This window comes from Sphingomonas montanisoli, from assembly GCF_008274695.1.
In the GTDB taxonomy this organism is placed as follows: domain Bacteria; phylum Pseudomonadota; class Alphaproteobacteria; order Sphingomonadales; family Sphingomonadaceae; genus Rhizorhabdus; species Rhizorhabdus montanisoli.
The window spans coordinates 327,835-354,539 of record NZ_VTOU01000001.1; the positions used below are offsets into that span (position 1 = coordinate 327,835).

General features: G+C 64.9%; 25 protein-coding genes. 13 read left to right on the forward strand and 12 right to left on the reverse strand.

Annotation, left to right across the window (positions count from 1 at the left end; genetic code table 11):
* Positions 1 to 59 precede the first annotated feature (59 nt).
* Positions 60 to 797 carry a nucleoside triphosphate pyrophosphohydrolase gene (gene mazG / locus FYJ91_RS01635; protein ID WP_149520538.1) on the forward strand — a complete coding sequence of 246 codons (738 nt, stop codon included), beginning with the start codon at positions 60 to 62 and terminating at the stop codon, positions 795 to 797.
* Between the two features lie 104 nt (positions 798 to 901).
* Positions 902 to 2,056 (forward strand): GGDEF domain-containing protein, encoded by a 1,155-nt coding sequence (locus FYJ91_RS01640; RefSeq protein ID WP_149520539.1) that lies wholly within the window; start codon positions 902 to 904, stop codon positions 2,054 to 2,056.
* Positions 2,057 to 2,173: 117 nt separating this feature from the next.
* On the opposite strand, the gene hflX is transcribed toward FYJ91_RS01640, so the two are convergent.
* Positions 2,174 to 3,493: a GTPase HflX gene (hflX, locus tag FYJ91_RS01645; RefSeq protein ID WP_149520540.1), complete on the reverse strand. Its 1,320-nt coding sequence runs from the start codon at positions 3,491 to 3,493 to the stop codon at positions 2,174 to 2,176.
* Positions 3,490 to 3,972 carry an RNA chaperone Hfq gene (gene hfq / locus FYJ91_RS01650; protein ID WP_127743204.1) on the reverse strand — a complete coding sequence of 161 codons (483 nt, stop codon included), beginning with the start codon at positions 3,970 to 3,972 and terminating at the stop codon, positions 3,490 to 3,492. Before hfq ends, hflX begins: the two co-directional genes overlap by 4 nt.
* A gap of 137 nt (positions 3,973 to 4,109) precedes the next feature.
* Between hfq and FYJ91_RS01655 the strand changes: the two genes are divergently transcribed.
* The gene (locus tag FYJ91_RS01655; RefSeq protein ID WP_149520541.1) at positions 4,110 to 4,574 is read left to right on the forward strand and encodes a hypothetical protein; all 465 of its coding nucleotides are present in this window, start codon (positions 4,110 to 4,112) and stop codon (positions 4,572 to 4,574) included.
* A 12-nt stretch (positions 4,575 to 4,586) separates the two neighbouring features.
* Here the strand turns inward: FYJ91_RS01655 and ntrX are convergent, their stop codons facing one another.
* The 5 genes from ntrX to dusB form a co-directional block, all read right to left on the reverse strand.
* Positions 4,587 to 5,981: a nitrogen assimilation response regulator NtrX gene (gene ntrX, locus FYJ91_RS01660; RefSeq protein WP_149520542.1), complete on the reverse strand. Its 1,395-nt coding sequence runs from the start codon at positions 5,979 to 5,981 to the stop codon at positions 4,587 to 4,589.
* A gap of 11 nt (positions 5,982 to 5,992) precedes the next feature.
* The gene (locus tag FYJ91_RS01665) at positions 5,993 to 8,236 is read right to left on the reverse strand and encodes a sensor histidine kinase (protein WP_149520543.1); all 2,244 of its coding nucleotides are present in this window, start codon (positions 8,234 to 8,236) and stop codon (positions 5,993 to 5,995) included.
* Positions 8,237 to 8,324: 88 nt separating this feature from the next.
* Complete coding sequence (ntrC, locus tag FYJ91_RS01670; protein WP_149520544.1) at positions 8,325 to 9,773, reverse strand: nitrogen regulation protein NR(I); 1,449 nt, start codon at positions 9,771 to 9,773, stop codon at positions 8,325 to 8,327.
* The gene (locus tag FYJ91_RS01675) at positions 9,770 to 10,885 is read right to left on the reverse strand and encodes a two-component system sensor histidine kinase NtrB (RefSeq protein ID WP_149520545.1); all 1,116 of its coding nucleotides are present in this window, start codon (positions 10,883 to 10,885) and stop codon (positions 9,770 to 9,772) included. The genes ntrC and FYJ91_RS01675 overlap by 4 nt, the downstream gene beginning before the upstream one ends.
* Positions 10,861 to 11,859, reverse strand: coding sequence for a tRNA dihydrouridine synthase DusB (gene dusB / locus FYJ91_RS01680; RefSeq protein WP_149520546.1), 999 nt, complete (start codon positions 11,857 to 11,859; stop codon positions 10,861 to 10,863). The genes FYJ91_RS01675 and dusB overlap by 25 nt, the downstream gene beginning before the upstream one ends.
* 316 nt (positions 11,860 to 12,175) lie before the next feature.
* Here dusB and FYJ91_RS01685 point away from each other — a divergent pair, with 316 nt between their 5' ends.
* From FYJ91_RS01685 to FYJ91_RS01695, 3 genes are read left to right on the forward strand one after another with little or no spacing between them, the layout of a single operon-like run.
* Positions 12,176 to 13,210 (forward strand): NAD(P)H-dependent amine dehydrogenase family protein, encoded by a 1,035-nt coding sequence (locus FYJ91_RS01685; RefSeq protein ID WP_149520547.1) that lies wholly within the window; start codon positions 12,176 to 12,178, stop codon positions 13,208 to 13,210.
* Positions 13,211 to 13,241: 31 nt separating this feature from the next.
* Entirely contained in the window at positions 13,242 to 14,375 is a 1,134-nt protein-coding gene (locus FYJ91_RS01690; protein ID WP_149520548.1) for a bifunctional 2-C-methyl-D-erythritol 4-phosphate cytidylyltransferase/2-C-methyl-D-erythritol 2,4-cyclodiphosphate synthase, read from the forward strand.
* 13 nt (positions 14,376 to 14,388) lie between these two features.
* Entirely contained in the window at positions 14,389 to 14,919 is a 531-nt protein-coding gene (locus FYJ91_RS01695; RefSeq protein ID WP_149520549.1) for a CinA family protein, read from the forward strand.
* Here FYJ91_RS01695 and FYJ91_RS01700 read toward each other — a convergent pair.
* Together FYJ91_RS01700 and lipA are read right to left on the reverse strand one after the other, a co-directional pair.
* On the reverse strand, positions 14,862 to 15,341 hold the full coding sequence (locus tag FYJ91_RS01700) for a type II toxin-antitoxin system RatA family toxin (protein ID WP_149520550.1): 480 nt from the start codon (positions 15,339 to 15,341) through the stop codon (positions 14,862 to 14,864). The two genes, FYJ91_RS01695 and FYJ91_RS01700, sit on opposite strands and share 58 nt — an antisense overlap.
* An 11-nt stretch (positions 15,342 to 15,352) precedes the next feature.
* Positions 15,353 to 16,300, reverse strand: a complete 948-nt coding sequence (lipA, locus tag FYJ91_RS01705; RefSeq protein ID WP_149520551.1) for a lipoyl synthase — start codon at positions 16,298 to 16,300, stop codon at positions 15,353 to 15,355.
* 81 nt (positions 16,301 to 16,381) lie between these two features.
* Between lipA and FYJ91_RS01710 the strand changes: the two genes are divergently transcribed.
* The 3 genes from FYJ91_RS01710 to FYJ91_RS01720 all read left to right on the forward strand — a co-directional run bounded on the left by FYJ91_RS01710 (position 16,382) and on the right by FYJ91_RS01720 (position 18,013).
* Positions 16,382 to 17,014 carry a carbonic anhydrase gene (locus FYJ91_RS01710; RefSeq protein WP_149520552.1) on the forward strand — a complete coding sequence of 211 codons (633 nt, stop codon included), beginning with the start codon at positions 16,382 to 16,384 and terminating at the stop codon, positions 17,012 to 17,014.
* A 36-nt stretch (positions 17,015 to 17,050) separates the two neighbouring features.
* Positions 17,051 to 17,467: a hypothetical protein gene (locus FYJ91_RS01715; protein ID WP_149520553.1), complete on the forward strand. Its 417-nt coding sequence runs from the start codon at positions 17,051 to 17,053 to the stop codon at positions 17,465 to 17,467.
* Between the two features lie 267 nt (positions 17,468 to 17,734).
* Positions 17,735 to 18,013: a hypothetical protein gene (locus FYJ91_RS01720; RefSeq protein WP_149520554.1), complete on the forward strand. Its 279-nt coding sequence runs from the start codon at positions 17,735 to 17,737 to the stop codon at positions 18,011 to 18,013.
* A gap of 112 nt (positions 18,014 to 18,125) precedes the next feature.
* Here FYJ91_RS01720 and ettA read toward each other — a convergent pair whose 3' ends face one another.
* A complete protein-coding gene (gene ettA / locus FYJ91_RS01725; RefSeq protein WP_149520555.1) occupies positions 18,126 to 19,805 on the reverse strand; it encodes an energy-dependent translational throttle protein EttA in 1,680 nt (559 codons plus the stop codon).
* Positions 19,806 to 19,908: 103 nt separating this feature from the next.
* On the opposite strand from ettA, the gene FYJ91_RS01730 reads away from it, so the two are divergent.
* Complete coding sequence (locus FYJ91_RS01730; protein WP_149520556.1) at positions 19,909 to 21,294, forward strand: M28 family peptidase; 1,386 nt, start codon at positions 19,909 to 19,911, stop codon at positions 21,292 to 21,294.
* A 36-nt stretch (positions 21,295 to 21,330) separates the two neighbouring features.
* Here FYJ91_RS01730 and FYJ91_RS01735 read toward each other — a convergent pair whose 3' ends face one another.
* The gene (locus FYJ91_RS01735; RefSeq protein ID WP_149520557.1) at positions 21,331 to 22,122 is read right to left on the reverse strand and encodes an enoyl-CoA hydratase/isomerase family protein; all 792 of its coding nucleotides are present in this window, start codon (positions 22,120 to 22,122) and stop codon (positions 21,331 to 21,333) included.
* Between the two features lie 157 nt (positions 22,123 to 22,279).
* On the opposite strand from FYJ91_RS01735, the gene FYJ91_RS01740 reads away from it, so the two are divergent.
* Positions 22,280 to 23,212: a LysR family transcriptional regulator gene (locus FYJ91_RS01740; RefSeq protein ID WP_181008303.1), complete on the forward strand. Its 933-nt coding sequence runs from the start codon at positions 22,280 to 22,282 to the stop codon at positions 23,210 to 23,212.
* Between the two features lie 138 nt (positions 23,213 to 23,350).
* On the opposite strand, the gene FYJ91_RS01745 is transcribed toward FYJ91_RS01740, so the two are convergent.
* On the reverse strand, positions 23,351 to 24,826 hold the full coding sequence (locus FYJ91_RS01745; RefSeq protein WP_181008304.1) for an ANL family adenylate-forming protein: 1,476 nt from the start codon (positions 24,824 to 24,826) through the stop codon (positions 23,351 to 23,353).
* Between the two features lie 197 nt (positions 24,827 to 25,023).
* On the opposite strand from FYJ91_RS01745, the gene FYJ91_RS01750 reads away from it, so the two are divergent.
* Positions 25,024 to 25,947, forward strand: coding sequence for an IclR family transcriptional regulator (locus FYJ91_RS01750; protein ID WP_181008305.1), 924 nt, complete (start codon positions 25,024 to 25,026; stop codon positions 25,945 to 25,947).
* On the forward strand, positions 25,944 to 26,696 hold the full coding sequence (locus FYJ91_RS01755; RefSeq protein WP_149520561.1) for an SDR family NAD(P)-dependent oxidoreductase: 753 nt from the start codon (positions 25,944 to 25,946) through the stop codon (positions 26,694 to 26,696). The genes FYJ91_RS01750 and FYJ91_RS01755 overlap by 4 nt, the downstream gene beginning before the upstream one ends.
* The last annotated feature ends 9 nt before the right edge of the window (positions 26,697 to 26,705 follow it).

Genomic DNA, 26,705 nt, shown 5'->3' on the forward strand with positions numbered 1-26,705 from the left:
CCGGATTGGCAACCCGCCCTCGCCCGCCTAGTCTGGCAACCCCACCGGAGACCGAACGAATGATCGAAGACCTTCGCGACATCATGGCGCGGCTGCGCGATCCGGAGCGCGGATGCCCGTGGGATGTCGAACAGACCTTCGCGACCATCGCGCCCTACACGATAGAAGAAGCCTATGAAGTCGCCGATGCGATAGAGCGATCCGATATGGAGGCGCTGAAGGATGAGCTGGGTGACCTGCAACTCCAGGTCGTCTTCCATGCGCGGATGGCTGAGGAGGCCGGGCATTTCGCGCTGAAGGACGTGCTCGATTCGATCGGCGCGAAGATGATCCGCCGTCATCCCCACGTCTTCGGCGACGGTGCCAGCCCGGGTTGGGAAGAGATCAAGGCCGAGGAGCGCAAGGGCAAGAGCGAGGATGAAAGCGCGCTCGCCGGCGTCACCGCGGCCCTGCCCGCCCTGTTGCGCGCCGAAAAGCTGCAGAAGCGCGCCGCGCGGGTTGGCTTCGACTGGCCCGATCCTGACGGCGCGAAGGCGAAGGTCATCGAGGAAATCGACGAAGTCGAAACCGCACCCGATCAGGAGGCGCGAACCGAGGAAATTGGCGATCTGCTGTTCGCGGTGGTCAACTGGTCGCGCAAGCTGGGCATCGACCCCGAAGGCGCGCTGCGCGCCGCCAATGCCAAGTTCGAGCATCGCTTCCGCGCGATGGAGGAAATGGCGGGGGATTCCTTCGCCGGGCTGCCGCTCGACGACAAGGAAGATCTGTGGGCCGAAGCGAAGAAACGCGCCCGCTGACATCATGGAATCGACGCGAGTTAACACTTTAGTATGCAATTGTAAAACATTGTAAAAAGACAGGTTTTGCGCTATTCCTGCCCGGAACCGGGGGAGCCTTTCGTTTGCGGCCGCATATACTGCCTCGTCTGTTGCGTGCGCCCGATCGCGGTTCGAGGCTGTCTCTCGGCACGCGGATCGAACTGATCCAGTCGCTGTTCGCGATTCCCGCCCCGGCCGTCATCATGACGATCTGCTTCGCGGGCGCCGGCTATTATGTGGTGCGCAATACAGACGATATGCCGCTGCTCGTGCTGTTCGTGCTGAGCATCTTTTCGTCGGCCGGCCGGCTCGGCACCTTGTTCGGCTATCGCCGCACCGTCTTTTCCGACGCGATCGAGCCGTCGCGGGTGTTCACGATCGAACGCTGCTTCGCCGCCAGTTATATCGCCTTCGCGATCTTCTTCGGCCTGTTCACGGCGCGCGCCTTCCTGCTGGTCAACGATCATATGCGCCTGCCGATCGTGGCGCTCGTCTATGGCTACGGCGCTGGCGTGGCGGCGACGGTGGCGTTGCGGCCGTGGATCAGCGTGACGAGCATCGCCGCGGCGATCGTGCCGCTGATCGGCGTCGGCATCGCGATGGGCAGCGGCGCCTATCTCGGCACAGCCGCGCTGACCGTCATGTTTCTGGGCGGCGGGATCATCGCGATGATGCAGCGTTATCGATCGGCATCGAACGAGATCCAGATGCGGCGGCTGCTCGAGACGCTGAACCGGCAGGACGACCTGACCGAACTGCCCAACCGCCTCCAGCTCGACGAGCATTTCGCAAGCCTTGCCGCGCGGCGCGACTCCGGCGCGCTGATCGCGATCCACCGCGTCGACATCGACGGCTTCGCCAACATCAATCTGGAGCATGGCCAGCTGATCGGTGATGCCGTGCTCAAGGCGGTATCACGCCGTCTGGGCCGGATCGGGCGCGGGTGCCTTTCGGCGCGATTGGGCGGTGACGACTTCCTGATCGTGCAGAGCGAGATAGGCCAGGCGCGCGAGGCCGACATTCTAGCCCACAAGATCGTCCAGACGCTCGAAAAATCCTACGGCATCGCCGGCCGCGACGTCCATGTCGCCGCACGCGTCGGCTATATCGTCGACATCCAGCGCGACGCCGACCTCGACGACCTCGTCGCCCACGCGGAAACGACATTGGCGCGCGCGAAGCAGGAAGCGGTGCCGATCGCGGGCGAGACGATCGGCGCCTGGAACGCGGCGGCGTAACGCGACTGCCCCTCCCCTTTTCGTCATTGCGAGGAGCCGCTTGCGGCGACGAAGCAACCCACTCCGAACTGCGGACTGGATTGCTTCGCTACGCTCGCAATGACGAGTTCATGGGGATCAATCCCGTGCTTCGAACCGCCCGTAATCGATATCCGACAGCCGCACCTCGACGGTGATGCGATCACCGTCGGTCACCTGATCCAGTACCTCGCCATGCGCGTGGAGCCAGGCGAGCGCGGCGCCGTCGGCGGCGTCGAGGGTCAGGCGGTGGATGTGGGCGCCCTTGCTCAGCAGGTCGGAAACGGTGCGGCGGAGGTTTTCGACGCCCTCCCCCGACCAGGCCGACAGGATGGCGACGTCGTCGCGACGCGCGGCTTCGGCCAACAGAGCGTCACGCTCCTCGGCATCGAGCAGGTCGATCTTGTTCCAGACCTCGATGATCTGCGGTCCGGGCTCCGCGCCTTCGGGCGCCTTCGGGCCCACCCCGATACCGCCCAGCACGTCGAGGACGTCGGCGGCCTGCGCGTCGGTGTCGGGATGCGCGATGTCACGGACGTGGATGATCAGGTCGGCGCCCGTCACCTCCTCCAGCGTCGCGCGGAACGCGGCGACGAGCTGGGTCGGCAGGTCCGATACGAAACCCACCGTGTCGCTCAGGATCGCCTTGTCGAGCCCGGGCAGCGAAATCTGCCGCATCGTCGGATCGAGCGTCGCGAACAGCAGGTTTTCCGCCATCACGTCGGCGCCGGTCATTCGGTTGAACAGGGTCGACTTGCCGGCATTGGTATAGCCGACCAGCGCGATAACCGGCCACGGCGCGCGCCGGCGGCGGGCGCGGTGCAGCCCGCGCGTGCGGCGCACCTGCTCCAGTTCACGCCGCAGCTTCGCCATCCGGTCGCGGATCAAGCGACGATCCGCCTCGATCTGGGTTTCGCCAGGGCCACCGAGGAAGCCGAAGCCGCCGCGCTGCCGCTCAAGGTGGGTCCAGCTGCGGACCAGGCGGCCTTGTTGATAATCGAGATGGGCGAGTTCGACCTGAAGGCGGCCTTCCGCCGTCGCCGCGCGCTCGCCGAAGATTTCGAGGATCAGGCCGGTGCGATCGATGACCTTCGCCTCGGTCGCCTTTTCCAGATTGCGCTGCTGGATCGGGGTCAGCGCGCCATCGACGATGATGAGCTGTGCCTCGGCCATGCGGGCGGCCAGAGCGATCTGATCGACCTGGCCCGAACCGAACAAGGTTGCAGGCTTGGGATCGCGCAGGCGGAAGGACAGCCTTTCCACCACGTCGACGCCGATCGCGGCGGCAAGGCCCACCGCTTCGTCGAGACGCGCCTCGGTCGACCGTTGCGATGCTTGATCGGCACGATCGGGCAAGGCCACGAGCGCACGCGCGCCGCGGCCGAACCCGTCGTCGTCACTCCGGTTGAAAACGCTCAATCGTCGCCCGAATCAGCCTCGGCCAGATTCAGCGGGTGTGCCGGCTGAACGGTCGAGATCGCATGCTTGTAAACGAGCTGGCTCAGGCCATCGCGCCGAAGCAGCATGCAGAAGAGGTCATAGGCCGCGATTTCGCCCTGGAGCATCACGCCGTTGACGAGGAACATCGTCACCGGTTCGCGCGCCTTGCGGCAGGCGTTCAGGAAGACTTCCTGAAGCAGGTGCGACTTCTTTTCCTCGAAGCCCTTTTCGACTTCGGAGATGTCGACGGGATGCGAAGGCATCACGGTGGAGATCGCATGCTTGTAGATCAGCTGCGACTGGCCATCCCGGCGCAGCAGCACCGAGAAATTGTCGAACCAGGTGATGATGCCCTGGAGTTTGACGCCCTTGACGAGGAACATCGTCACCGGGGTCTTCGACTTGCGAACCGAGTTCAGGAAAATATCCTGGAGGTTGTTGACCTTATTGTCGGCCATCGTGCCGGTCTCCGGTCTTGGCGGGTCGTGGCCCGCTCCTGCGCCTTTGCATGGCGTCGTGCGTCGCCCGCCCAACACGGGAACGGCCGACATATAGCGAGGGGACGCACGCGCGTCCACTTCGCAGATGCAGCAATTTGGCAACGGCGACCATTTTCTTCGTCATTGCGAGGAGCCACAGGCGACGCGGCAATCCAATCCGCGGTTCGGCGGTGGATTGCTGGCTATCCTCAGGATACCCGGTAACGAATAAGATACTGGCGTCGGTGCATAACGAGCGCACCATGCCTTATCGTGTAAAACTGGCCCTCGCGTCCCTCGCATCGCTCATCACGGTCTGGACATTCAAATATGCGATCAACCCTACGGCGTTCGAGCGAACTCCCTTCTGGTTGGTTTCGTTCATATTCTTCCTCGCCACGATGACGTTGTTCAACAACACGACATCACTCGTGACGAACAGGCCCGATCGCTGGCACGCCTGGGTGAACAACAGCTTCAAGCATCAGAAGCCAACCGTCGCCAGCAAAAAAGCGGGCTATGCGGCCGACATCATTCTCTTTCTCGGCACTTTCTCGATCCTGATATTTCAGGATTTCTGAATCGCCGCGCGCTTACTCCGCCTCGTCCTCGCCCTCGCGCGCGTCGGCCAGACCCAGGGTCTTGAGCTTGCGGTGGAGCGCCGATCGCTCCATCCCGATGAAGCTGGCGGTTCGCGAGATATTGCCGGAAAAACGCCGGATCTGAACACGCAGATATTCGCGCTCGAACGTCTCGCGGGCTTCGCGCAGCGGCGTGCCCATGATCGATCGGGCCGCCTCCCCCGGCGCGAGCCGCGCCTGATCGTTCAGGATTTCGGGCGGGAGCATGTCGATCTCGATCCGGCCCACCCGATCGCCCGGCGCCAGAATGATCGTGCGTTCGACGATGTTGCGCAGCTGGCGGACATTGCCCGGCCATTCGAACGCCTGCAGCACGCCGACCGCATCCTCGCTGACCGTCGGGGTGGGCACGCGCCGTTCGGACGCGAACCGAGCGGCGAAGTGATCGACGAGCGCGGGAATGTCATCGCGGCGTTCGTGCAGCGGCGGGATGACAACCGGCACCACGTTGAGCCGGTAATAGAGATCCTCACGGAAGCGGCCCGCCTCGATCTCACCCGGAAGATCGCGCGATGTGGCGGAAACGACACGAACGTCGACCTTGACGATGCGGGTGCCGCCGACCCGGTTGAACGCCTGTTCGGTCAACACGCGCAGGATCTTGGCCTGCGTCGTCACCGGCATGTCGGCGATTTCGTCGAGGAACAGGGTCCCGCCATGCGCGCGTTCGAGCAGGCCGGGGCGGACGAGTTCGCCGCCCTCCTCGACCCCGAACAGTTCCTCCTCGACCCGCTCGGGCTCCATCCGCGCCGCGGAGACGACGATAAAGGGCGAATCGGCGCGGTTGCTCCACAGGTGCAGCAGGCGCGCGGCGACTTCCTTGCCCACACCGGCAGGGCCGCTGATCAGCACACGGCTTCCGGTGGCGGCGACACGCTTCAGGGTGGCGCGGATGCCGTTGATCGCGGCCGAATTTCCGGTCAGCTCCTCTTCCTGCCCGATCTGCGCCTTTAGGGTGGCGTTTTCGCGCCGCAGCGCCTCGGTCTCGGTCGCGCGGCCGACGAGCATCAGCAGGCGCTCTGCCTCGAACGGCTTTTCGATGAAATCTACCGCACCACGCCGGATCGCGGCGACCGCAGTGTCGAGATTGCCGTGGCCCGAGATCATCAGCACCGGCAGGCTGGGGTCGCGCCGCTTGATCTCATCGAGCAGGTCGAGCCCGTCGAGCCGCGATCCCTGCAGCCAGACATCGAGCAGGACGAGCGACGGCCGCCGATCGGCGATCGCGGCGAGCGCGCCGTCGCTGTCGGGCGCCATACGCGCGGCATAGCCCTCATCCTCCAGCACACCCGCGACCAGTTCGCGGATGTCGGCCTCGTCGTCGACGATCAGGATGTCCAAAGCCATGCTCACACCACCTATGCGCTACGGGTCAATGCCGGCAGGCGCTCATGCGCCTCCGGTTCGTCGGATGCGTCGACGGCCAAGCCGCTCAGCGCCTCCAGGTTGAAATCGAGATCGACGATCGTGCCGCCACCGGGCCGATCGCGGAAGGAAATCACGCCCGAATGATCCTCGACAATCTTGCGGACGATCGCGAGGCCAAGGCCGGTGCCGCGCGCCCGTGTGGTCATATAAGGTTCGGTCAGGCGATCGCGCTGAGGCGGCAAACCGGGCCCGTTGTCGGCGACTTCGATCAGGAGCGTGTGTTCGCGGGCCGCGATCGTCATCACGATCGCAGGCGGCTCCTGCTGATCCTTGTTCTCCGTGATCGCCTCGATCGCATTCTTGACGAGGTTGGTCAGTGCCTGGCCCAGCTGACGGCGGTCGCAGATCATCGTCGGCGCCTCGCCCCCGGTTTCGAGCGAGAAGGCGATGCCGGGGTGCGCGACTTCGTGCAGGAACAGCGCCTGCCGCGCGACGTCGACGATCGCTTCTTCACGGAAGGATGGGCGCGGCATTCGCGCGAAGGACGAAAATTCGTCGACGATCCGGCGCATGTCGCCCACCTGGCGGACGATCGTGGCGGTCAGCCGCTCGAACACCGCCGGATCGGAGACGACCTCCTTGCCATAGCGGCGCTGGAGCCGTTCGGCGGCAAGCTGGATCGGGGTGAGCGGGTTCTTGATCTCGTGCGCGATGCGGCGCGCGACGTCGGCCCAGGCGGCGCGGCGCTGATCGACGATCTGCTGGGTGATATCGTCGAACGTCAGCACCTGCCCCGCTTCGTCGTTCACCGCGCGGGCGGCGAGCGTTTTGAGCTCGTTTGCGACCGGCAGTTGCAGCACCACCTCGCGCTCGCCGCTCGTCAGGAAGCGATCGAGTTCGGCCGAAATGTCGGCAAGCGGAACGCCCTCCACCTCTTCGGGCAGCGCGAGCATCTGCCGCGCCGAAGGATTGACCAGCGTGATGCGGTGATCCTCGTCGACCGAGATGATCCCCGCGGTCACGCCCGACAGCACCGCTTCGATGAAGGCGCTGCGGCTTTCGAGCTGGCTGTTGGCGGAAACGAGTGCGCCGGTCTGCTCGCCCAGCTTGCGGGTCATCCGGTTGAACGCGGTGCTGAGCGCGCCGATCTCGTCCTGCCCCGGCGATGCGACCACGCGCGCCGACAGATCGCCGCCCGCCACCCGCCGCGCGGCCGCGACGAGTTCGTTCACCGGGCGCACGAGGCGATCGGCGACGCGGATCGCGACGAGGATCGCGATCCCCAGGATCGACAGCGACACGATCATGAGCGCGATGTTGAAGCGCACTTGCAGCACACGCGATCGTTCGACCAGGCGGCTATAGTCACTCAGCGCCGATCGCGCGCGGGCGGCCTGGGACAGCACCACCGGATCGGATGATCGCGAGATGTAGAGGAAGGTCTGGCTCGCCTTGTCGAGCAGCATCGTGCCTTCGATCCGATCGCCCGAAATCGCGGTGATATAAGGCTGACCGCCCTGCAGGAGCTGGATCAGCCCCGGCGGCAGACGCTTGCCCAAGGGCCGCTTGTCGAGATTGGCGAGCGCGATCAGCTGCGGGGTACCATCGGGCTCGACCGAGATGATCGCGGCTTCGGACAGCTGGCGATAGGCGATCTGGCGCGCGAAAATCGGCGCGAAACGCGGATCATCGATCGTCATGACGGTCAGCGCGTCGCGCAGATCGCCGCCCATCGGTACGATATCGCCCAGCAGACGCTCGCGGCTCTCGCGCACATAGGCCTGCGCCACGCGCTCGGCGCTGCCCAACACGACGCGCGCGCGATCGGAGAAGGAAAATTCGATCCCGAACTGGAAGAGGAGCGAGGCGAAGATCACGACCAGCAACGTCGGGATCATCGCGATCGCGGCGAACAAGGCGACGAGGCGCACATGGAGCCGCGCGCGATTGCCCAGTTCGGACCGCGCCGCGCGGGCGAGCGCGACCCGCCGGGCGATCAGCACCATCAGCCCCATGATCGGCACGAGATTGCCGACGAGCAGCAGCGCGATCAGCGGCGGGCTCATCAGCCGCTCGGGCGCGCCCTGCCCGCTGATCACCAGATAGCTGATGATAGCGATGATCAGGACGGCGGCGAGGGTCAGCCCTTCCAGAAAGGGCATGATCGGCCAGCGTCGAGTCGCCGCGGCGAGACGTCGCCGCAGGCGGTAAATTCGGCTGGCCGGCACGATCATAGTGGCATCGCTACCACAATAGCGTGTCCGCAGGAACACAGTCCGTTTCGTTTGGACGGCGTTTTCCTGTCGTTTCGGCTACAGAATCTCAGTCACTGCGCCGCCCCGTCCCGGCATCGATCTGCAATTCGGTGAGCCGTTTGCGTAGCGTGTTGCGATTGATGCCCAGCAGCCGCGCGGCGCGCAGCTGGTTGCCCCGCGCCGCCGCTAGCGACAGCTGAAGCAGGGGCCGCTCGAACTCGGCGAGAACGCGATCGTACAATCCATCGGGCGGCAGATCGCGGCCAAAGCTCGCGAAATAGCGGGTCAGGTGCATCTCGACCGCCTCGGCCAGCCCGCCCGATCCCATCACCGGCGGTGCGCCATCGGGCTGGGGAGCGCCATCGAACTGCTGTTCGATGACCGACGCGGTGATCAGTTCGTCGCGGCTGAGCGCCGCCAGACGACGCATGAGGTTTTCGAGCTCACGCACATTGCCCGGCCAACCGTGGCGCATCAGCCGATCGACCGCGCCGGCATCGAGCGCCTTGCGCGGCAGGCCGTCGGCGGCGGCGCGATCGAGGAAATAGCGCGCAAGCTCGCCAATATCCTCACCGCGCTGGCGCAGCGACGGGAGTCGCACGGGCACGACGTTGATGCGGTAATAGAGATCCTCGCGGAACGCGCCGTCGGCGATCAGGCGCGGCAGATCCTTGTGGGTCGCCGCGATGATGCGGACATCGGCGCGGATCGCGCGCGAACCACCGACGGTCGTGAACTCGCCCGCCTGCAACACGCGCAGCAGCCGCGTCTGCGCCTCCATCGGCATGTCGCCGATTTCGTCGAGAAAGAGCGTGCCGCCCTGCGCCTGCTCGAAGCGGCCGGCATTGCGGCTGGCGGCCCCGGTAAAGGCGCCGCGTTCATGGCCGAACAGCTCGCTTTCGATCAGCTCGCGTGGGATCGCCGCCATATTGACCGCGACGAACGGTGCTGCGGCACGCGGCCCGAAATCGTGGATCGCGCGCGCGACCAGTTCCTTGCCGGTTCCGGATTCGCCCAGCACCAGCACGGTCAGGTCGTTGGCGACGACGCGCGCGATCGTGCGGTACACCTCCTGCATCGGCGGCGATCGGCCGATCAGCGGCAGTTCCTCGACCGGACCGACCGCATCGCTCGCTCCCGACGCATCCCGCGCGGCCAGCGCGTCGGAGACGGCCCGGGTCAGCGCACCCAGATCGAACGGCTTGGGCAGATAATCGAACGCGCCCTGCTCGGTCGCGCGCAGCGCCGTGGTGAACGTATTCTGCGCGGACAGCACGATCACCGGCAGGCCGGGCTTGCTCGCGAGCATTTCGGGGATGATGTCGAGACCATTTCCATCCGGAAGAACAACATCCGTTACAAGGACTTCGGGTTCGAAGCTCTGAAACAATCTACGCTGCTCGGCGACCGAGGCTGCCGTCTCGACGATGTGGCCCGCGCGGCGCAGCGCCTCGCGCACGACGGTGCGGATCGCGGCATCGTCATCGACGACGAGAACGCGGCCGGTGGTGCTCATGCCTTCACCTTGGCGCGCGGCATCAGGATCCGGAACACGGTCCGCAGCGGGCGGCCCTCGCGCGCATATTCAATGAACCCGCCCTGATCGGACACAAGCTTCTCCACTAGAGCCAGCCCGAGACCACTGCCGGTACGCTTGCTGGTGACGAAAGGATCGAAAAGGTGGGTGCCCATTTCGGGCGGCGCGCCGGGGCCGTCGTCGATCACGCAGATCTCGATCGGCAACTGGCGCGCTTCCTCTTCGCCCAGGCGGCGCATCGAGACGCCGTGGCGATATGCGGTGGTCAGCGTGATCGTGCCTGGACCGTGGCCCAGCGCCTCCGAAGCATTCTTGAGCAGGTTGATCAGGATCTGGATCATCGAATCGCGATGGCCGAGCATCGGCGGCAAGGATGGATCGTAAAGCTCTCTGATATCGCGATTACTTGCAAAGCCTTTCAACGCCACCTCGCGCGCGTGGGCGAGGATCGCGTGGATGTTCTGCTCCTCCATCTTCAGGTGGCGGGTGTCGGTGAAGCCCTGCATCCGATCGATCAGCGCCGCGACGCGATCGACCTCGTCTCGGATCAGCGACGTCAACCCCTGCGACGCTTCATCGACGGTGCTTTCGAGCAATTGTGCCGCACCACGCACCGCCGAAAGGGGGTTCTTGATCTCGTGCGCCAGCATTGCGGCGGCGGCAACCGCGGTGCGCGTGCCGCTCTCGCGCTCGCTGGTGCGGCTGAGGAACGGCCCGCGCGCATGGCCATGGAGCGAGACGACACGCCATCCGAGCCTGTCGGGCAGCGGAGAGACCATCAGATCGACCTTCAACTGCCGTTCCTCGGGCAATTGGAGCGTCAGATCATAGGCCGCGAAGGGCGCATCGGACGGCATCGTCGTCAGCGGATGACCGATCACCTCCTCGGTCGTGCGCCCGAGGATCTGGTTGCGGCTTAGGTTGAGGAATTGCTCGGCAGCTGCGTTGATGTCGACGATCCGACTTTCGGGATCCACCGCGAGCACAGGCGTCGCCATCGCGGCGAGCAACTCCCCCGCCGTCAACGGCCCTGCGGCGCGATCGGCCGGACGCCGGCCGAAACGGATCAGGCCGCCGCCCGGGAGAGCCATGGAGCGTAAAATTCGGCGAGCATCGCCAGCACGCGCTGGTGGCTGGGCTCCTGGTTGACCTTCTGGCGGAACTCGGCGGAGCCATGCAGCCCCTTGGTGTACCAACCGATATGCTTGCGGGCCATATTCACGCCCACCTCATTTCCATAGACTTCGAGCATATCGACATAATGATTTATGATGATACGATATTGTTCTTCGATCGATGGATCGGCGCGGCGCTCGCCCGTCTGAAGAAACTGCATCACCTGCGACAATATCCAGGGCCGGCCATAAGCACCCCGCCCGATCATCAGCCCGTCGGCGCCCGATTGTTCGAGCGCGGTGACGGCATCGTCGATCGAGCAGATATCGCCATTGACGATCACCGGAATCTTCACCGCATCCTTCACGCGGCGCACGAACGCCCAGTCGGCCGATCCCTTGTACATCTGGTTGCGGGTTCGGCCGTGGACGGTGACCATTTTGATCCCCAGATCCTCGGCGATCCGCGCGAGTTCGGGGGCGTTCAGGCTGTCATGGTCCCAGCCCATCCGCATCTTGAGCGTGACGGGCGCGGTCACAGCCTTCGCGGTCGCCTCGAGCAACGCGGTCGCGAGCGGCAGATCGCGCATCAGCGCCGATCCCGCATCGCCGTTGACGACCTTGCGCACCGGACAGCCCATGTTGATGTCGATGATCGCGGCGCCCTTGTCCTGACTCAGCTTCGCCGCCTCGCCCATTTCATAGGGAGTGCAGCCGACGAGCTGCATCGACACCGGCTCCTCGATCGCGTCCCACATCGCTTTCTGAAGCGACTGGCGCGTCTCGCGGATCGCCGCCTGGCTGGCGATCATCTCGGTGACGTTCAGGCCCGAACCATAGCGCCGCACGACCCGCCTGAACGGCAGGTCACTGACGCCCGTCATCGGAGCGAGGATCACCGGGGTTTCGATCCGCACCGGGCCGATCTGGATGGGCTGAAGCTGGGTCACACGAATTGCCTAATAAACAGGCAGCGCAGATAGTCGATCCGGCTCCCGACAGCAAGTGAACACACACCTTCCCATCATGCGGATCGTCATGCTGAACTTGTTTCAGCATCCACTCCATCACGCAGGTAAAACAGGAGCTTGCGCGGGGAGCTTGTCGCAGAAGTCTCGCGACCAGCCCTAGAGACCCGGCGGATGCTGAAACAAGTTCAGCATGACAGTTATGGGTGGCGGCGGCGGGTCCCTACCCTGTTTGGGGAGGATCGAACCGCGCGTCTCGGACATCATGCCGTCAAACGATAGCAAGACGGAGGGGATTATGGCGATCAAGGTCGTGCAATGGGGCACGGGAACCGCGGGGCTGCGCGCGCTGCGTGCTATCCTGAACAATCCGGCGTTGGAACTGGTTGGCCTCTACGTCGCCCGCGCTGAACGCGCGGGGCGCGATGCCGGCAGCTTCGTCGACATGCCCGACACCGGCGTGATCACGACCAACAGCCTTGACGAGCTGCTCGCGATCGAAGCCGACTGCCTCGTCTATATGGGCAGCTTCGCGCGTGGCGGCTTCGACGACATCCTTCCGTTCCTGAAGGCCGGCCGCAACATCGTCACGCCGACCTTGTTCGAACTGCTGACCCCGCAGGATGCGCCTGCCGAGATCCTTGAACTGGTGAGCTCCGCCTGTGAGGAGGGGAATAGCAGCTTCTTTTCCACCGGTGCCTCGCCCGGCTTCTGCACCGATTTCTTTCCAACCTCGATGCTCGGCATCGTCGACGAGATCCGCGAAATCCGCGTGCAGGAAATCGCGGACTACAGCGTCTATCCGGTGGTCGAAGTCGCGCACAGCTGGGGCTTCGGCGCGCAGCCCGGCGATCCGATCCCGCTCCTGCAGGGCGACGGCGTCGAGAAGAACTGGCACAGCATCCCGCGCGACATCGCCCGGCGGATCGGTGTGGAAATCGACGAGATCCGCATCGTCCACGACGTCGCGATCGCGAAAAGGGACGTGCCCGCCGCCTTCTACACGATCCCCAAGGGCACAGTGTGCGGCCTGCGCTTCGAGGTGCAGGGGCTGGTGAACGGCAAGCCGCTGGTGATCCTCGAACACGTCAATTATTGCGATTACGATTCGATGCCCGATCACTGGCCGCGCCCGAATGCCGGCAATTGCGGCCTCGCTTATCGTACCGTCGTGAAGGGACGCCCCAATCTGGAGGCCGAGATCGTGCTCGATTATGCCGTAGCGGCGGTGCGCGCGGTCAACGCGATCCCTGCGATAGTCGCGGCGCCCCCGGGCGTCGTGGCGGGATCGGACGTGCCTCCGCTCAACAGCGGCAATGTGAAGCTCGATTGATCCGGACGGGGCGGCGCACTAGGCGGGGCGCATGACTCGCACCGCCGCCCTGATCGTCGCCGCCGGACAGGGCATTCGCGCCGGGCAATCCATCCCGAAGCAATATGCGCCACTGGGCGACCGTGCGGTGCTGGCGCACGCGATCGACGCGCTGCTCGCCCATCCGGCGATCGATGTCGTTCATGTCGTGATCGGCGCGGGACAGGAGGCGCTCTACGCCGCCGCGATCGGCGATCGCGCCCTTCCCGCCCCCGTCATCGGCGGCGCAGCGCGACGCGATTCGGTGATCGCGGGGCTGCGCGCGATCGATGCCGATATCGTCCTGGTCCACGATGCCGCCCGTCCGTTCCTGCCGACCGAGGTCGTCGACCGGCTGCTCGAAGCGCTGGAAAGCCACGACGGTGCCATCCCCGCCCTCCCCGTCGCCGACACGCTGACGACCGCCGACGGCAAGCCGGTGCCGCGGGACGGGCTGTTCCGGGTACAGACGCCCCAGGCCTTCCGCCGCGCCGCGATCCTCGCCGCGCACGAAACCTGGGACGCCAGCGCCGAAGCTACCGACGATGCGCAGGTCGCGCGCGCCGCCGGACTTTCGGTGGCGGTTATAAAAGGTGACCGCGCTTTAGAAAAACTAACCACGCCCGACGATTTCGCCGCGGCATCGCACGCGCTGGAGGCCCGCATGATCAGCCGCACCGCCACCGGGTTCGACGTCCATGCCTTCGCCGACGGCCATTCGGTGTGGATCGGCGGAGTGGAGATCGCGCACAGCCAGTCGCTGTCGGGCCACAGCGACGCCGATGTCGCGCTCCACGCGCTGGTCGATGCGCTGCTGGGCACGATCGGCGCGGGCGATATCGGCAGCCATTTCCCGCCCAGCGACATGCAGTGGAAGGGCGCGCCCTCCCACCTTTTCCTCGATCATGCGCGCAAGCTGGTGGCGGGCGCGGGCGGAATCATCGACTTCGTCGACCTCACGATCATTTGCGAAGCACCCAAGGTTGGTCCGCACCGCGAGGCGATACGCAATCGAATCGCCGATTTGCTGGGCTTGAAACTGGCCCAAGTGAGCGTAAAGGCGACCACCACCGAAAAGCTCGGCTTCACCGGACGTCGCGAAGGTATCGCCGCACAAGCGGCGGCGACCGTCCGTGTCCCGGCCTGACAGGAACAGATACGTGGCAGAACATCACGACACGATCCTCCCGGCCGAACTGGTCGACGCCGCCCGACGCGTGATCGAGGCGAACCGGGAGGCGGGCCGCACCGTCGCCGTCGCCGAAAGCTGCACCGGCGGGCTCGTTTCCGCCGCGTTGACCGAAATTCCGGGGTCATCCGACGTCCTTGGCGCCAGCTTCGTCACCTATTCGAACGACGCCAAGACCAGTCTGGTCGGCGTCGCGCCTGATCTGATCGACACGTTCGGCGCGGTTTCGATCGCGGTCGGCTGGGCGATGGCGCGCGGTGCGCTCGAACGCAGCGGCGCCGATGTCGCGGTGGCGATCACGGGCGTCGCCGGCCCCGGTGGCGGCACCGAAAAGAAGCCGGTCGGCACCGTCGTGTTCGCCCAGGCGCTGAAAGGCGGCGATGCGGAGGACGTGATCGCCGACAAGCGGCATTTCGGCGATCTGGGCCGGGGCGGCATCCGCCTTCAGGCGGCGCTGTGTGCGCTCGAACTGCTGATGCCGGGCGCCTCGGTCGAACCGTAAAGCTTCTTCGCGCGCTCCTCGAACGCGCCGATCATCATGCGCAGCGCGGTCGAGAACACCTGGCCTGCAACCATCTCGAAGATCTTCGACTTGAACTCGAAATCGATCGCGAAATCGACCAGCGTGCCCCCCTGCCCATCGGGCCGGAAGCGCCAGTCGTTGCGCAGATATTTGAGAGGACCGTCGAGATAATCGACGTGGATGCTCCCTGGTCGTTCCTTGGCCACCTTGGAGGTAAACCGCTCGCGCAGCGCCTTGAAACCGACCATCAGGTCCGCGACCATCTCGGTCGGGCTGTCGGACTTCACCCGCACCGCCGAAACCCAGGGCAGGAACTCGGCATAACGGGGAACGTCCGCCACCAGATCGAACATCTGTTCGGGCGAATATGGCAGCGCACGGGTTTCGCTGTGGCGAGGCATATCGGGCCCGCTTAGATCGTCGGCGCGGTTTCCCGCGCCAGCTTGGCGTTGCGCGCATCGCGCAGCTTCGCGAAATCGTCGCCGGCGTGATAGCTCGACCGGGTCAGCGGAGTCGCCGACACCAGCATGAAGCCCTTCGCCCGCGCGATCGCGCCATAGGCTTCGAACGCCTTGGGGGTGACGAAATCGATCACCTTGGCGTGCTTGGGCGTCGGCTGGAGATACTGGCCCATCGTCAGGAAATCGATGTCGGCCGATCGCATGTCGTCCATCACCTGATGAACCTCCATCCGCTCCTCGCCCAGCCCGACCATCACGCCCGATTTGGTGAAGATCGACGGATCGAGCCGCTTCACGCTCTCCAGCAGGCGCAGCGACGCATAATAGCGCGCGCCCGGGCGGATCGTGGGATAGAGCCTGGGAACGGTTTCGAGATTGTGGTTGTAAACGTCCGGCCGCGCCGCAACGATCATCTCGACTGCGGCGTCCGCCTTGTTCCGGAAATCGGGGGTCAGGATCTCGATCGTCATGGCCGGTTTGGCCTTGCGCAGCGCCTCGATCACTTTCACGAACTGCTTGGCGCCGCCATCGGGCAGGTCATCGCGATCGACCGAGGTGATGACGATATGTTCCAGGCCCAGTTCGGCAGCGGCATCCGCCACATGCTGCGGCTCCAGCGGATCGACCGCGCGCGGCATGCCCGTCTTCACGTTGCAGAAGGCGCAGGCGCGCGTGCACGTGTCGCCCAGGATCATCACGGTCGCGTGCTTCTTGGTCCAGCATTCGCCGATATTTGGGCAGGCGGCCTCCTCGCACACGGTGGCGAGGTTCATGCGGCGCATCAGCCCCTTTGTCTCGGAAAAGGCCTTGCCGATCGGCGCCTTGACGCGGATCCAGTCGGGCTTGCGCTGCCGAGGCGCTGAGGTCGGAGCGATTGCGGGCTGCAACGGTTCAGTCATGCGCGTGCAGATAGGCGATGTGCGCGCGTCTTGCCAGTCCTGCGCAGGAGGATTAACTCGCGCCGCCGAAGGAGACTCCCCATGACCGACTTCAGCGGACTGATCGACGGCTATCATCGCTTCAAGGAAGGCGATTGGCAGAAGCAGCGCGCGCGCTGGACCGAACTGGCCGAGGGGCAGAGCCCCAAGGTCATGGTCATCGCCTGTTCGGACAGCCGGGTCGATCCAACGCAGATCTTCGATACGTCGCCCGGCGAGATGTTCGTGGTCCGCAACGTCGCCAATCTGGTGCCGCCGTTCGAAACGACTCCCGGCCATCATGGCGTTTCCGCCGCGCTCGAATTCGCGGTGACGCAGCTGGAAGTGCCCGAAATCGTCGTGATGGGCCATCAGGCATGCGGCGGCTGCGGCGCGGCACTGACCAAGCGCTTCGCCGACGCGCCCAAGGGCAAGGGTGGCTTCATCGCCGACTGGATCAACCTGCTCGACGATGCACGCGATCGCGTCGTCGCCGAACATGGCGAGGGGCCGGAGGCGGTCCGCGCGCTGGAGTTCGAAGCGGTGAAGGTCTCGATCGCCAACCTGCGCAGCTTCCCCTGCGTCCAGGCGCGAGAGAAAGCCGGCAAGCTGCGCCTCCACGGCGCCTATTTCGCGATCGCCGACGGCGTTCTCCACGTCCTCGACGAAAATGGCGGCACCTTCGCGCCTGCTTGAGCGTTTGGCCGGCCATATCCCACGAGGAGACAGGCCGTGAAACTGCTGACCCTGATCGCCGCGACCACGATGGTCGCGGCCGCGCCGCTGATGGCGCAGACCGCCTATCCGGGCGCCGACAGCCCCACCAAGACCGACCCTGCCCACGTCGCCGCCGACGCGGCCGAAAAGCCGCAGACGCAGTCGCTGAACAACTCGGTCGATTCGAACATCGCGCATACCGAAGTCGCGAACGCCGCCAACCAGGCGCAATATGATGCCGACAAGGCGGCCTATCTGGCTGCCGTTCGCGAACATCGCCGCGATGTCGCGATCACCGACGATATCTTCATCCGCCAGCAGTCGGCCTATGCGCAGGCCATGGCCGACTGGCGGATGCAGACGGCGGCGTGCAAGCGCGGCCGTGTCCGCGCCTGCGACCTGCCGACACCCGATCCGGCGAACTATATGTAAGGGTTACGGAAATCCGATCGACGGTCGCAACTGCCCTTCGCAGATGCGGCCGTTTTTCGTTGGAGGGCAGACGAGCCGGCGCGATCGAGACATTTTGGCCCTATCGGTATAAAAATCAGGCGCCGATCCTTTTCGTCATGTTTTTCAGACGAAAGAGCAAGGAAAAGGCTTGATCGTTACACGTTGTATCATACGCAAGCACTTGCGCCACTTTCCCTACTGATGCAGTGCAACATGGCAAAGCATCAAACGGGAATGTCTAATATCATGCGCAAAGTTGCTCTCTTCGCCCTCGCCCTCATCGCCTCGGCCCCCGCGTTCGCGCAGGGCGTTGCCAGCCTCAAGACCGGCGCGATCCTCGTCTCGGCGGACGGCAAGCGTCTCGGCCGCGTTGACACGATCACCAGCAAGGACGGCGCGCCCGTCTCGCTCAACCTGATCTTCGATTCGCGCTTCGTGCACGTCCCGGCGTCGACCGTGACCGCCGGTGAAGATGGCCGCCTGACGACCTCGCTCTCGCGCGACGAAGTCCGCAAGCTCAAGTAAGAGCCGATCGCCTGGCCGGTGCGAACCGGCCGCGATCGATACGAAAAGGCCGGCGTCACCGCCGGCCTTTTTCTTTGTCTGATAAATCCTCCCCGACAGGGGGAGGATTAGATCAACGCGTCAGCTTCTTGTACGCGCTGGCGCCCGGACGATCGGCGGCATCGCCGAGGCGGCGGCGCTTGTCCTCCTCGTAGGAATCGAAATTCCCTTCGAACCATTCGACATGCCCGTCGCCTTCGAAGGCGAGGATGTGGGTGGCGAGGCGATCGAGGAAGAAGCGATCGTGGCTGATCACCACCGCGCAGCCCGCGAAATTCTCGATCGCTTCCTCGAGTGCGCCCAGCGTCTCGACGTCGAGATCGTTGGTCGGTTCGTCGAGCAGCAGGACGTTGCCGCCCTTCTTGAGCATCTTGGCGATGTTGACGCGATTGCGCTCACCGCCCGAAAGCTTGCCGACGATCTTCTGCTGGTCCGCACCCTTGAAGTTGAACGCGCCGACATAAGCGCGGGTCGACTGGTCGTGGCCGTTGATCTTCATATAATCGTGGCCGTCAGAGATTTCCTGCCAGACATTGTTCTTGTCATCGAGGTGGTCGCGGCTCTGGTCGACATAGCCGAGCCGGACGGTGCTGCCCATCTCGACGGTACCGCTGTCGGGCGTTTCCTGGCCGGTCAGCAGCTTGAACAAGGTCGACTTGCCGGCACCGTTGGGGCCGATCACGCCGACGATGCCGCCCGCGGGCAGCGTGAACGACAGGTCGCTGAACAGCTTCTTGTCGCCATAGCTCTTGGCGATGTTCTCGACCTCGATCACCTTGCCGCCCAGACGCTCGGGCACCTGGATGACGATCTGGGCCTTGCCTGGGGTGCGGTTGTTCTGCTGTTCGACGAGCTGGTCGAACTTGGCGATACGCGCCTTCGACTTGGTCTGGCGGGCCTTGGCGCCCTGCCGGATCCATTCGAGTTCGTTGCGGATCGCGGTCTGGCGGCCCGATTCCTCGCGCTCTTCCTGTTCGAGGCGCTTGGCCTTCTTCTCCAGATAGGTCGAGTAATTGCCCTCGTAGGGGAAATACTTCCCGCGATCGATTTCGAGGATCCAGCCCACCACATTGTCGAGGAAGTAGCGATCGTGGGTGATCATCAGCACCGCGCCCGCATATTCCTTCAGATGGCTTTCAAGCCACTGAACGCTCTCGGCGTCGAGATGGTTGGTCGGTTCGTCGAGCAGCAGGATCGACGGCTTCTGAATCAGCAGGCGGGTCAGCGCCACACGGCGCCGTTCACCGCCCGACAGGCTGGTGACGGGCGAATCTGACGGCGGACAACGCAGCGCTTCCATCGCGAGTTCGAGCTGGCTGTCGAGCGTCCACCCATCGACCGCGTCGATCTTTTCCTGCAACGCGCCCATTTCTTCCATCAGCGCGTCGAAATCGGTGTCGTCCTGCGGATCGCCCATTTCGGCCGAGATCGCGTTGAAGCGATCGACCATGTCGGCCACGTCGCGCGCGCCGTCCTTGACGTTCTCCAGGACCGACTTGGTCGGATCGAGTGCGGGCTCCTGCTCCAGATAGCCGACCGTGATGTTCTCGCCCGGCCAGGCCTCACCGGTGAAATCGGTGTCGACGCCCGCCATGATCTTCATCAGCGTCGATTTACCGGCGCCGTTCGGGCCGACAATGCCGATCTTGGCGCCCTGATAGAATTGCAGGTTGATGTTGCTCAGCACCGGCTTGGGGGCGCCGGGGAAGGTCTTGGTCATGTCCTTCATCACGAAGGCGTATTGAGCGGCCATGAGAGGCGTTACCTCGATCTATGATGGGCTGGAAAACTGCCGCCGCCCCTAACCGACGCGCGCAGGATTGGCAAATGCGGACGCGCCCGATAGCGTCCAAAACATGACGAAGAAAATCCTTGCGGCGCTCGCCGCGTCCGCCGCGCTTTCCAGCCCCCTCGCCGCCCAGATCGCCCCGGAGAAGGTCGCCGCCTTGCGCGACGCCGCGCTCAAGGACGATCTCGCCTGGGACATCACCGAAGGGCTGACGACCGAGATCGGCCCGCGCCAGGCGGGCAGCGAGGCGGAGGCTCGCGCGCGCGACTGGGCGGTGGAGAAGCTCAAGGCGCTCGGTTTCCAGAATGTCCATATCGAGACGTTTGACGTGCCGTGGTGGGAACGCGGCGATGCGAGTGCCGAGATCACCGCCCCCTTCCCCCAATCGCTGACGCTCGCCGCCCTCGGCAATTCGGCGGCAACCCCGGCCAAGGGACTGAGCGCCGAGGTGATCGGTTTCGACAGCATGGCCGCGCTCGAAGCCGCCGATCCTGCAACGATCAAGGGCAAGATCGTGTTCGTCACCCACCGGATGCAGCCCGCGCAGGACGGGTCGCCCTACGGCCCCGTCGGCCAGATTCGCCGCGCCGGGCCTTCCGTGGCGTCCAAGAAGGGCGCGGTCGCGATCCTGATCCGGTCGATCGGCACCGATCATCACCGCGTGCCGCATACCGGCGTGCAGGCATGGACCGACGGCGCCAAGCCGATCCCTGCCCTCGCGCTCGCCAACCCCGATGCCGATCAGCTCGAACGCGTTCTGAAGCGCGGCAAGCCGGTGACGATCGCGCTCACCGTCACCGCGCGCATGGCGGGTACGCGCAAGTCGGGCAACGTCATCGCCGACGTGCCGGGCCGCGATCCCAATGCGGGAATCGTTCTGGTCGGCGGACATCTCGACAGCTGGGATCTGGGCACCGGCGCGATCGACGATGCATCGGGCGTCGCGATCACCACCGCGGCCGCCAAGCGGATCATGGACGCGGGGCAGCCGCTGCGCACGATCCGCGTCGTCTGGTTCGGATCGGAAGAGATCGGCCTGTTCGGCGGCGCGGCTTATGCCCGGGCGCACGCGAAGGAGAAGCATGCACTCGCCGCCGAATCGGATTTCGGCGCCGATCGCGTCTGGCGCTTCTCGACTGCGGTAAAGCCCGAGGCGCTGCCGGCAATGAAGCCGATCGCCGAGGCGCTCGCCCCGCTCGGTATCGTCACCAACCGCAAGAATGGCGAAGCGGGCGGATCGGACACCGACGATCTGCAGCGTTCGGGCGTGCCGATGGTTTCGCTCAATCAGGACGGGACACGCTATTTCGATCTGCACCACACCGCCGACGACACGCTCGACAAGATCGACCCCGAACAGCTGCGCCAGAACGTCGCGGCGTGGACGACCCTGCTCGCGATCACCGCGAATGATCCGACCGAATACGGCCCGGTCACGCCGCCACGGGAATAGTTCTTAATCCTCCCCCGCCAAGGGGAGGATTAAGGATTACCGCTTCGCCAGCTTCGCCTGCATCCTGGCAAACATCGCCGCCTGCTCGTCGCCCACTTGCAGGATCGACTGGCCGAGCATCTCGATTGCGTGCGCGCGGCCAGGGGTAGCGTCGGCGCACAGGTCGATCGTCACCTTGGCCATCGCGGTCATTTCCGGCGGCTTGTCGGCCAGGCTTTCGCAAAAGGCCATCACCCGGTCCTCGAATTCGTCGTCGGGGTAAACGTCGTGGACCAGCCCGATCATCAGCGCGCGATCGGCGTCGATCGGCTGATCGGCCATGATGATCCACTTCGCCCAATGCGGGCCGACCAGCCGGGTGAAGCGGCTCACCCCGCCCGACGCCGGGATCGAACCCAGCTTCGCCTCGGGGAACATGTAGCGCGCGCTCTTGGCCGCGAGACGGAAGTCGCACGACAGCGACATTTCGAGGCCACCGCCGACGCACGGCGCGTGATGCGCGACGACGAAGGGTTTCTCGATCGTCTCCATCTCGTTGTAGAGCGTCTGCATCCCCGGCCCCATCGACTTGCGATACCAGTGGCGGACCTTGGTCGAGCTCTTGCCCTCGGGCACCTGCGTACCGCCGACCAGATCGGCACCCGCGCAGAAATAGCGCCCGGTCGATCGGATCAGGAACACCCGCTGATCATCGCGCTCGGCATATTCGCGCACGGCTTGGGTCAGCCCTTCGAAAATCTCCATGTTGAGCGCGTTGAGCTTTTCGGGGCGATTGAGCGTAGCGCGTACGATCCCGCCAATCTGATCGATGATGAGCGCCTGCGTCATAAGTCCTCCTCGCGGCCTTCGCGACTTTCGAAGCCTCGCTAGCCGCCATTCTCTGCCGGCCGAAGCGACAAGGATGCAAGATGGCCATGCAAAAATCTGTCGATCCGGATGGCCAAACCGTGTATGTCGACAGCCTTACGGTATAAGAGGCGGCATTATGGCGGGTAAGATCAGTCTGGATCAGATCAACTGGGACGATCTGCGGTATTTCCTGGCCGTCGCGCGCGCGGGCCGGCTGAGCGGCGGGGCGATGACGCTGCGCTGCAATCAGTCCACCGTGGCCCGTCGTATCGATCGGCTGGAGGAAACGCTCAACACCCGCCTCCTCTTCCGGTCGACCGGCGGCGTCTCGCTCACCTCGCCGGGCATGCTGCTGATGGAACATGCCGAACGGGTCGAATCGCAGCTGATGGGCGCCGCCGAAGCGTTTGACGGCGATGCGCAGCACCCGTCGGGCGTCGTCCGCATCGCCACGCCCGAAGCCTTCGGATCCTTCCTGGTCGCGCGGCACATCCATCTGCTGCACGAAAGCTATCCCGACGTGCAGCTCGAACTGATCCCCAGCGCGCAGCCGGTGAGCCTGTCGAAGCGCGAGGCCGATCTGATGGTGTCGCTCCACCGCCCCGAACATGGCCGGTTGAAGGTCCGCAAGCTCGCCGACTATCGCCTATCGCTCTATGCCTCGCGCGATTATATCGCAAAGCACGGCATGCCGACTTCGGTCGACGATCTGCAGAAGCATCAGTTCGTCTGGTATATCGACGATCTGCTGCAATCGAACGAGTTCCGCTATCTTCGCCAGCTCGTCGACGACGCGCAGATCGCGTTCAGCAGCAGCTCGATCGTGGCGCAGCACGAGGCGGTAACGAGCGGGGTCGGCATCGGCCTGATGCATCGATTCATGGCCGCGTCGGACGACCGGCTGATCCCGCTGCTGCCCGACGTGACGATCGATCGCACCTATTGGGTGATGTACCGCACTGATCAGCAAGGTGTGTCGCGCATCCGGGCGGTGCTGTCCTTCCTCGATAGGCTGATGCAGGTCAGCCGTCCGCTCCTGGCGGGCCAGGACGTGGCGGCGGCGGCTTAGCTTCTAAGATCCTCCCCGTGTCGGGGAGGTGGCGCGCGCAGCGCGACGGAGGGGGCTGGCCGCAAGCGGCGCGCTTTGCCTCAATCCCCCTCCACCATCCTGCGGATGGTCCCCCTCCCCGTCCCGGGGAGGATTGTGTTAGGTCGCCTCGAACATCCGCTTCGCCGCACCCATGTCGATCTTGAGCGACGGGGTACGGGGCAGCGCCTTGACCACGCGATAGTCGGTCGGGATCATCGTCTTGGGCAGCAGCGACCGCAGATGCGTGTCGAGCGATGCCGCATCGGGCGCGTCGTCCATGTCACGCGGCTGAACCAGCGCGACAGGAACGGCGCCCAATCGCGGTTCAGCCAGGCCCACCACGGCCGACGCCGCCACTTTCGGATGGCGATTGAGCGCCTCCATCACCTGTTCGGGCACGATCTTGAACCCACCACGCATGATCGCGCCGTCGAGGCGACCGCGGTGGAACAAGAAGCCGTCGGGGTCGATCATCACCAGATCGGTCGTCTCGATATAATCGTCGCTCATTCCCGGCGCGAAGACGAGCAGCCGCCCCTCCTCGCCTGCCGGCAAATCCGCGCCGCTATCGACGTCGACCACGCGCAACTTCACGCCCGGACAGGGGCGGCCGACCGAGTCGGCCTTGCTGTCCCCGAACTCCTTGACGTGATCGGGCGTCGTGATCGTCACGATCCCACCGAACTCGGTCGCACCATAGCTTTGCGTGACAAGGATCGGATATTTCGCCTCGAACTCGCGGCGCAGCGCAGGATCGAGCGTCGCGGCGCCGGTGTTGATCAGCTTCAGGCTGCTGATGTCGTCGTAATCGACGTCGGCATCGAGGATCATGCGGAAGGCCGCGGGTGGAACGCCGAGAAATTCGGGCTTGTACTGCTTCACGAACGCCACCCAGTCGGCGACGTTGAACTTGTCGACCATGATGATCGGCTGGCCCGAGGCGATCGCCGGCACGATCAGATAGATGCCCGAGATGTTGCCGAGCGGAAAGAAGGAGAAGAGCGGGTTACGCTCGCTCGCGCCGAATTCGGTGGCGATCACCATCCGCTTGAGCAGCTTTTCGTAGCTGATCTCGAAATGCTTGGGTGGCCCGGTCGTCCCGCTGGTGAGGAGGGCGACGCTTGGAACGCCATCGGATTTGCGTTGCTCGACGCCCGGCACCGCCTTCCAGGGTTCGAGCAGTTCGACCTCGGCACCGTCGTCGGACAGCGCGATCGCGGCGCTGCCCAGATCGCGCGCAGCGTTCAGGGTTGGATCGGTCCACTGCTCGACCCCGGCGATCACGGCGGGAAGCTTCAGGTCACGCAGCTTGTTCGCGATCGCTTCGGGTGACTGATAGGCATAGATCATCACGATCGGCCGCTGCCGCGAAAACAGGGCGACCAGCGCCGCCGCGAAGGCCGGGCGATTGTGCGGGGCGAAGCCGATCGGCGCGCCTTCGGGCACCCCCGCCGCCGCCAGCGCCGCGTCGATCTTGTCGACGAACGCCTTGAGCCGTGCGCGGCTATACCAGGTGCCGTGAAACTGGATCGCCCCCTCTTCGGGGTCGCGGGCCAGCTGATCGTTGATCACCTCGGCGATCGTGGTTGCCATCGTCATGCTCTCCTGTCGCTGGTGCCGTTGCGCGATCGGGCCAGCTTGTCCACCACGCCCCCGCCGGAATGGCGGACGAGCATTGCAATTCGGTCCTGCATATCTGCGCGAAGACGCCGATGGCAAGCACGCAATATTGCAATATCGATGCGAATATCCACATTGCGACCAGGCCAAAGCCGTGCGAAGAAAGGCGCATGGCCCGCCCCGCACTCTCCGCCGCCCGCGCGCTCGAAATCATCGATCTGATGGCGGCATCGCCCAAGCAAGCCTTCACGATGTCCGAACTGGTGCAGCAGACCGGCACCAATATCGCATCGATGCACGCGATCCTCGCGGTGCTCGTACAGCACGGGCATCTCACCCGCCACCCGACCCACAAGACCTATCGTCTGGCGCCCGCTTTGTTCGCGATCGGCGAGGCGATGGCGCAGCACGATCCGCTCCTCACCTCCTCGCGCGCCGCCGCGGGGGGGCTGGCCGAGGCCACCGGGCAGGAAGTGGTGCTTACGGGCCGCGCGGGTGAGGACATCATCTGCCTCGCCCGCTTCGCCAGCAGCAGAACCCCGCAGTTCAGCATGCGCGTGGGCGAGCGTGTTCCGCTCCGCCCCCCGCTCGGCGGCACGTTCTGCGCGTGGATGAGCGAGGAGGAGATCGACCAGTGGCTGGCCCGCCGTGGCCCGGGCGATTCCAGCCCCGAACTCGACGTGCAGGATCGCGCCTCGCTGCAGATCGTGCGTGATCGCGGCTATATCGTCGTCGCCAAATCGCCGCCCCAACAGGCGCTCGGTACGGCCTTCGCACTCGCCGGTCGCGAAAGCGCGCTGGAGCCGCGACAGGTCGATGCTCTGATCGCCGACCTCTATGGCGGCGGCAGCTATCAGATTCACGATATCGTCCCCGAATTATCCTATGATCTTTCGGCGATCTCCGCCCCCATCTTCGATGCGCATGGCCAGGCGATCTATGCGCTGTCACTGGGTGGCCATCGTACCGCGATCACCGGAGCGGAGGTCGAAAATCTCGCGCGGCAGGTGACCGATGCCTGCGCCGCGGTGATGCGTGAAAACGACGTCCGCATGCCCGGCGTGATGCCCGAGCGGAGGATAAGACAGAGATGAGCGACTTCGGCGGCAAGATTGCACTGGTGACAGGCGCCGGCAGCGGCATCGGCCGCGAGACAGCCTTGTTCTTTGCGCGCGCGGGCGCCCGCGTCGCCTGCGCCGACCTGAACGAGGAGGCGCTCGACGAAACGCTGGGCTTCATCCGGCAGAAGGGCGGCGACGGCATCGCCATTCCCGCCGATCTGTCGACGCCCGAAGCGTGCGAGATGGTCGTCGCGAAGACGGTCGAGGGGCTGGGCGGGCTGCACCACGCCTTCAACAATGCCGGGGTTGCTGGCAGCTTTGGCGATCGGCTGTGGGATGCCGACGGGATCCATCGCACGCTGTCGGTCAATCTCGAGGCGGTGATCTGGGGCATGAAGCATCAAATCGCGCACATGATCGCCAACGGTGGCGGCACGATCGTCAACACCGCCTCGATCGCGGGCATCTCCGGCAATGTCGGCACGCTCGATTATACCGCAGCCAAGCATGGCGTGGTCGGCTTCAGCAAGGCGGCTGCGATGATGTACGGGCCGCAGGGTATCCGCATCAACGTCGTCTGCCCCGGCCTGATCCAGACCGGCATGACGACGATCGAGGGCCGGCCGATAACCGAAGCCGGCCTCAAGAAGCTCAGCCCGGTCACCGGGCAGATGGGCGAACCGGCCGACATCGCGGAAGCGGTGCTGTGGCTGTCGAGTCAGAAATCCAAGTTCGTGTACGGAATTGCGCTGCCTGTGGACGGCGGCTTCTCGATCAACTGACAATAAGAC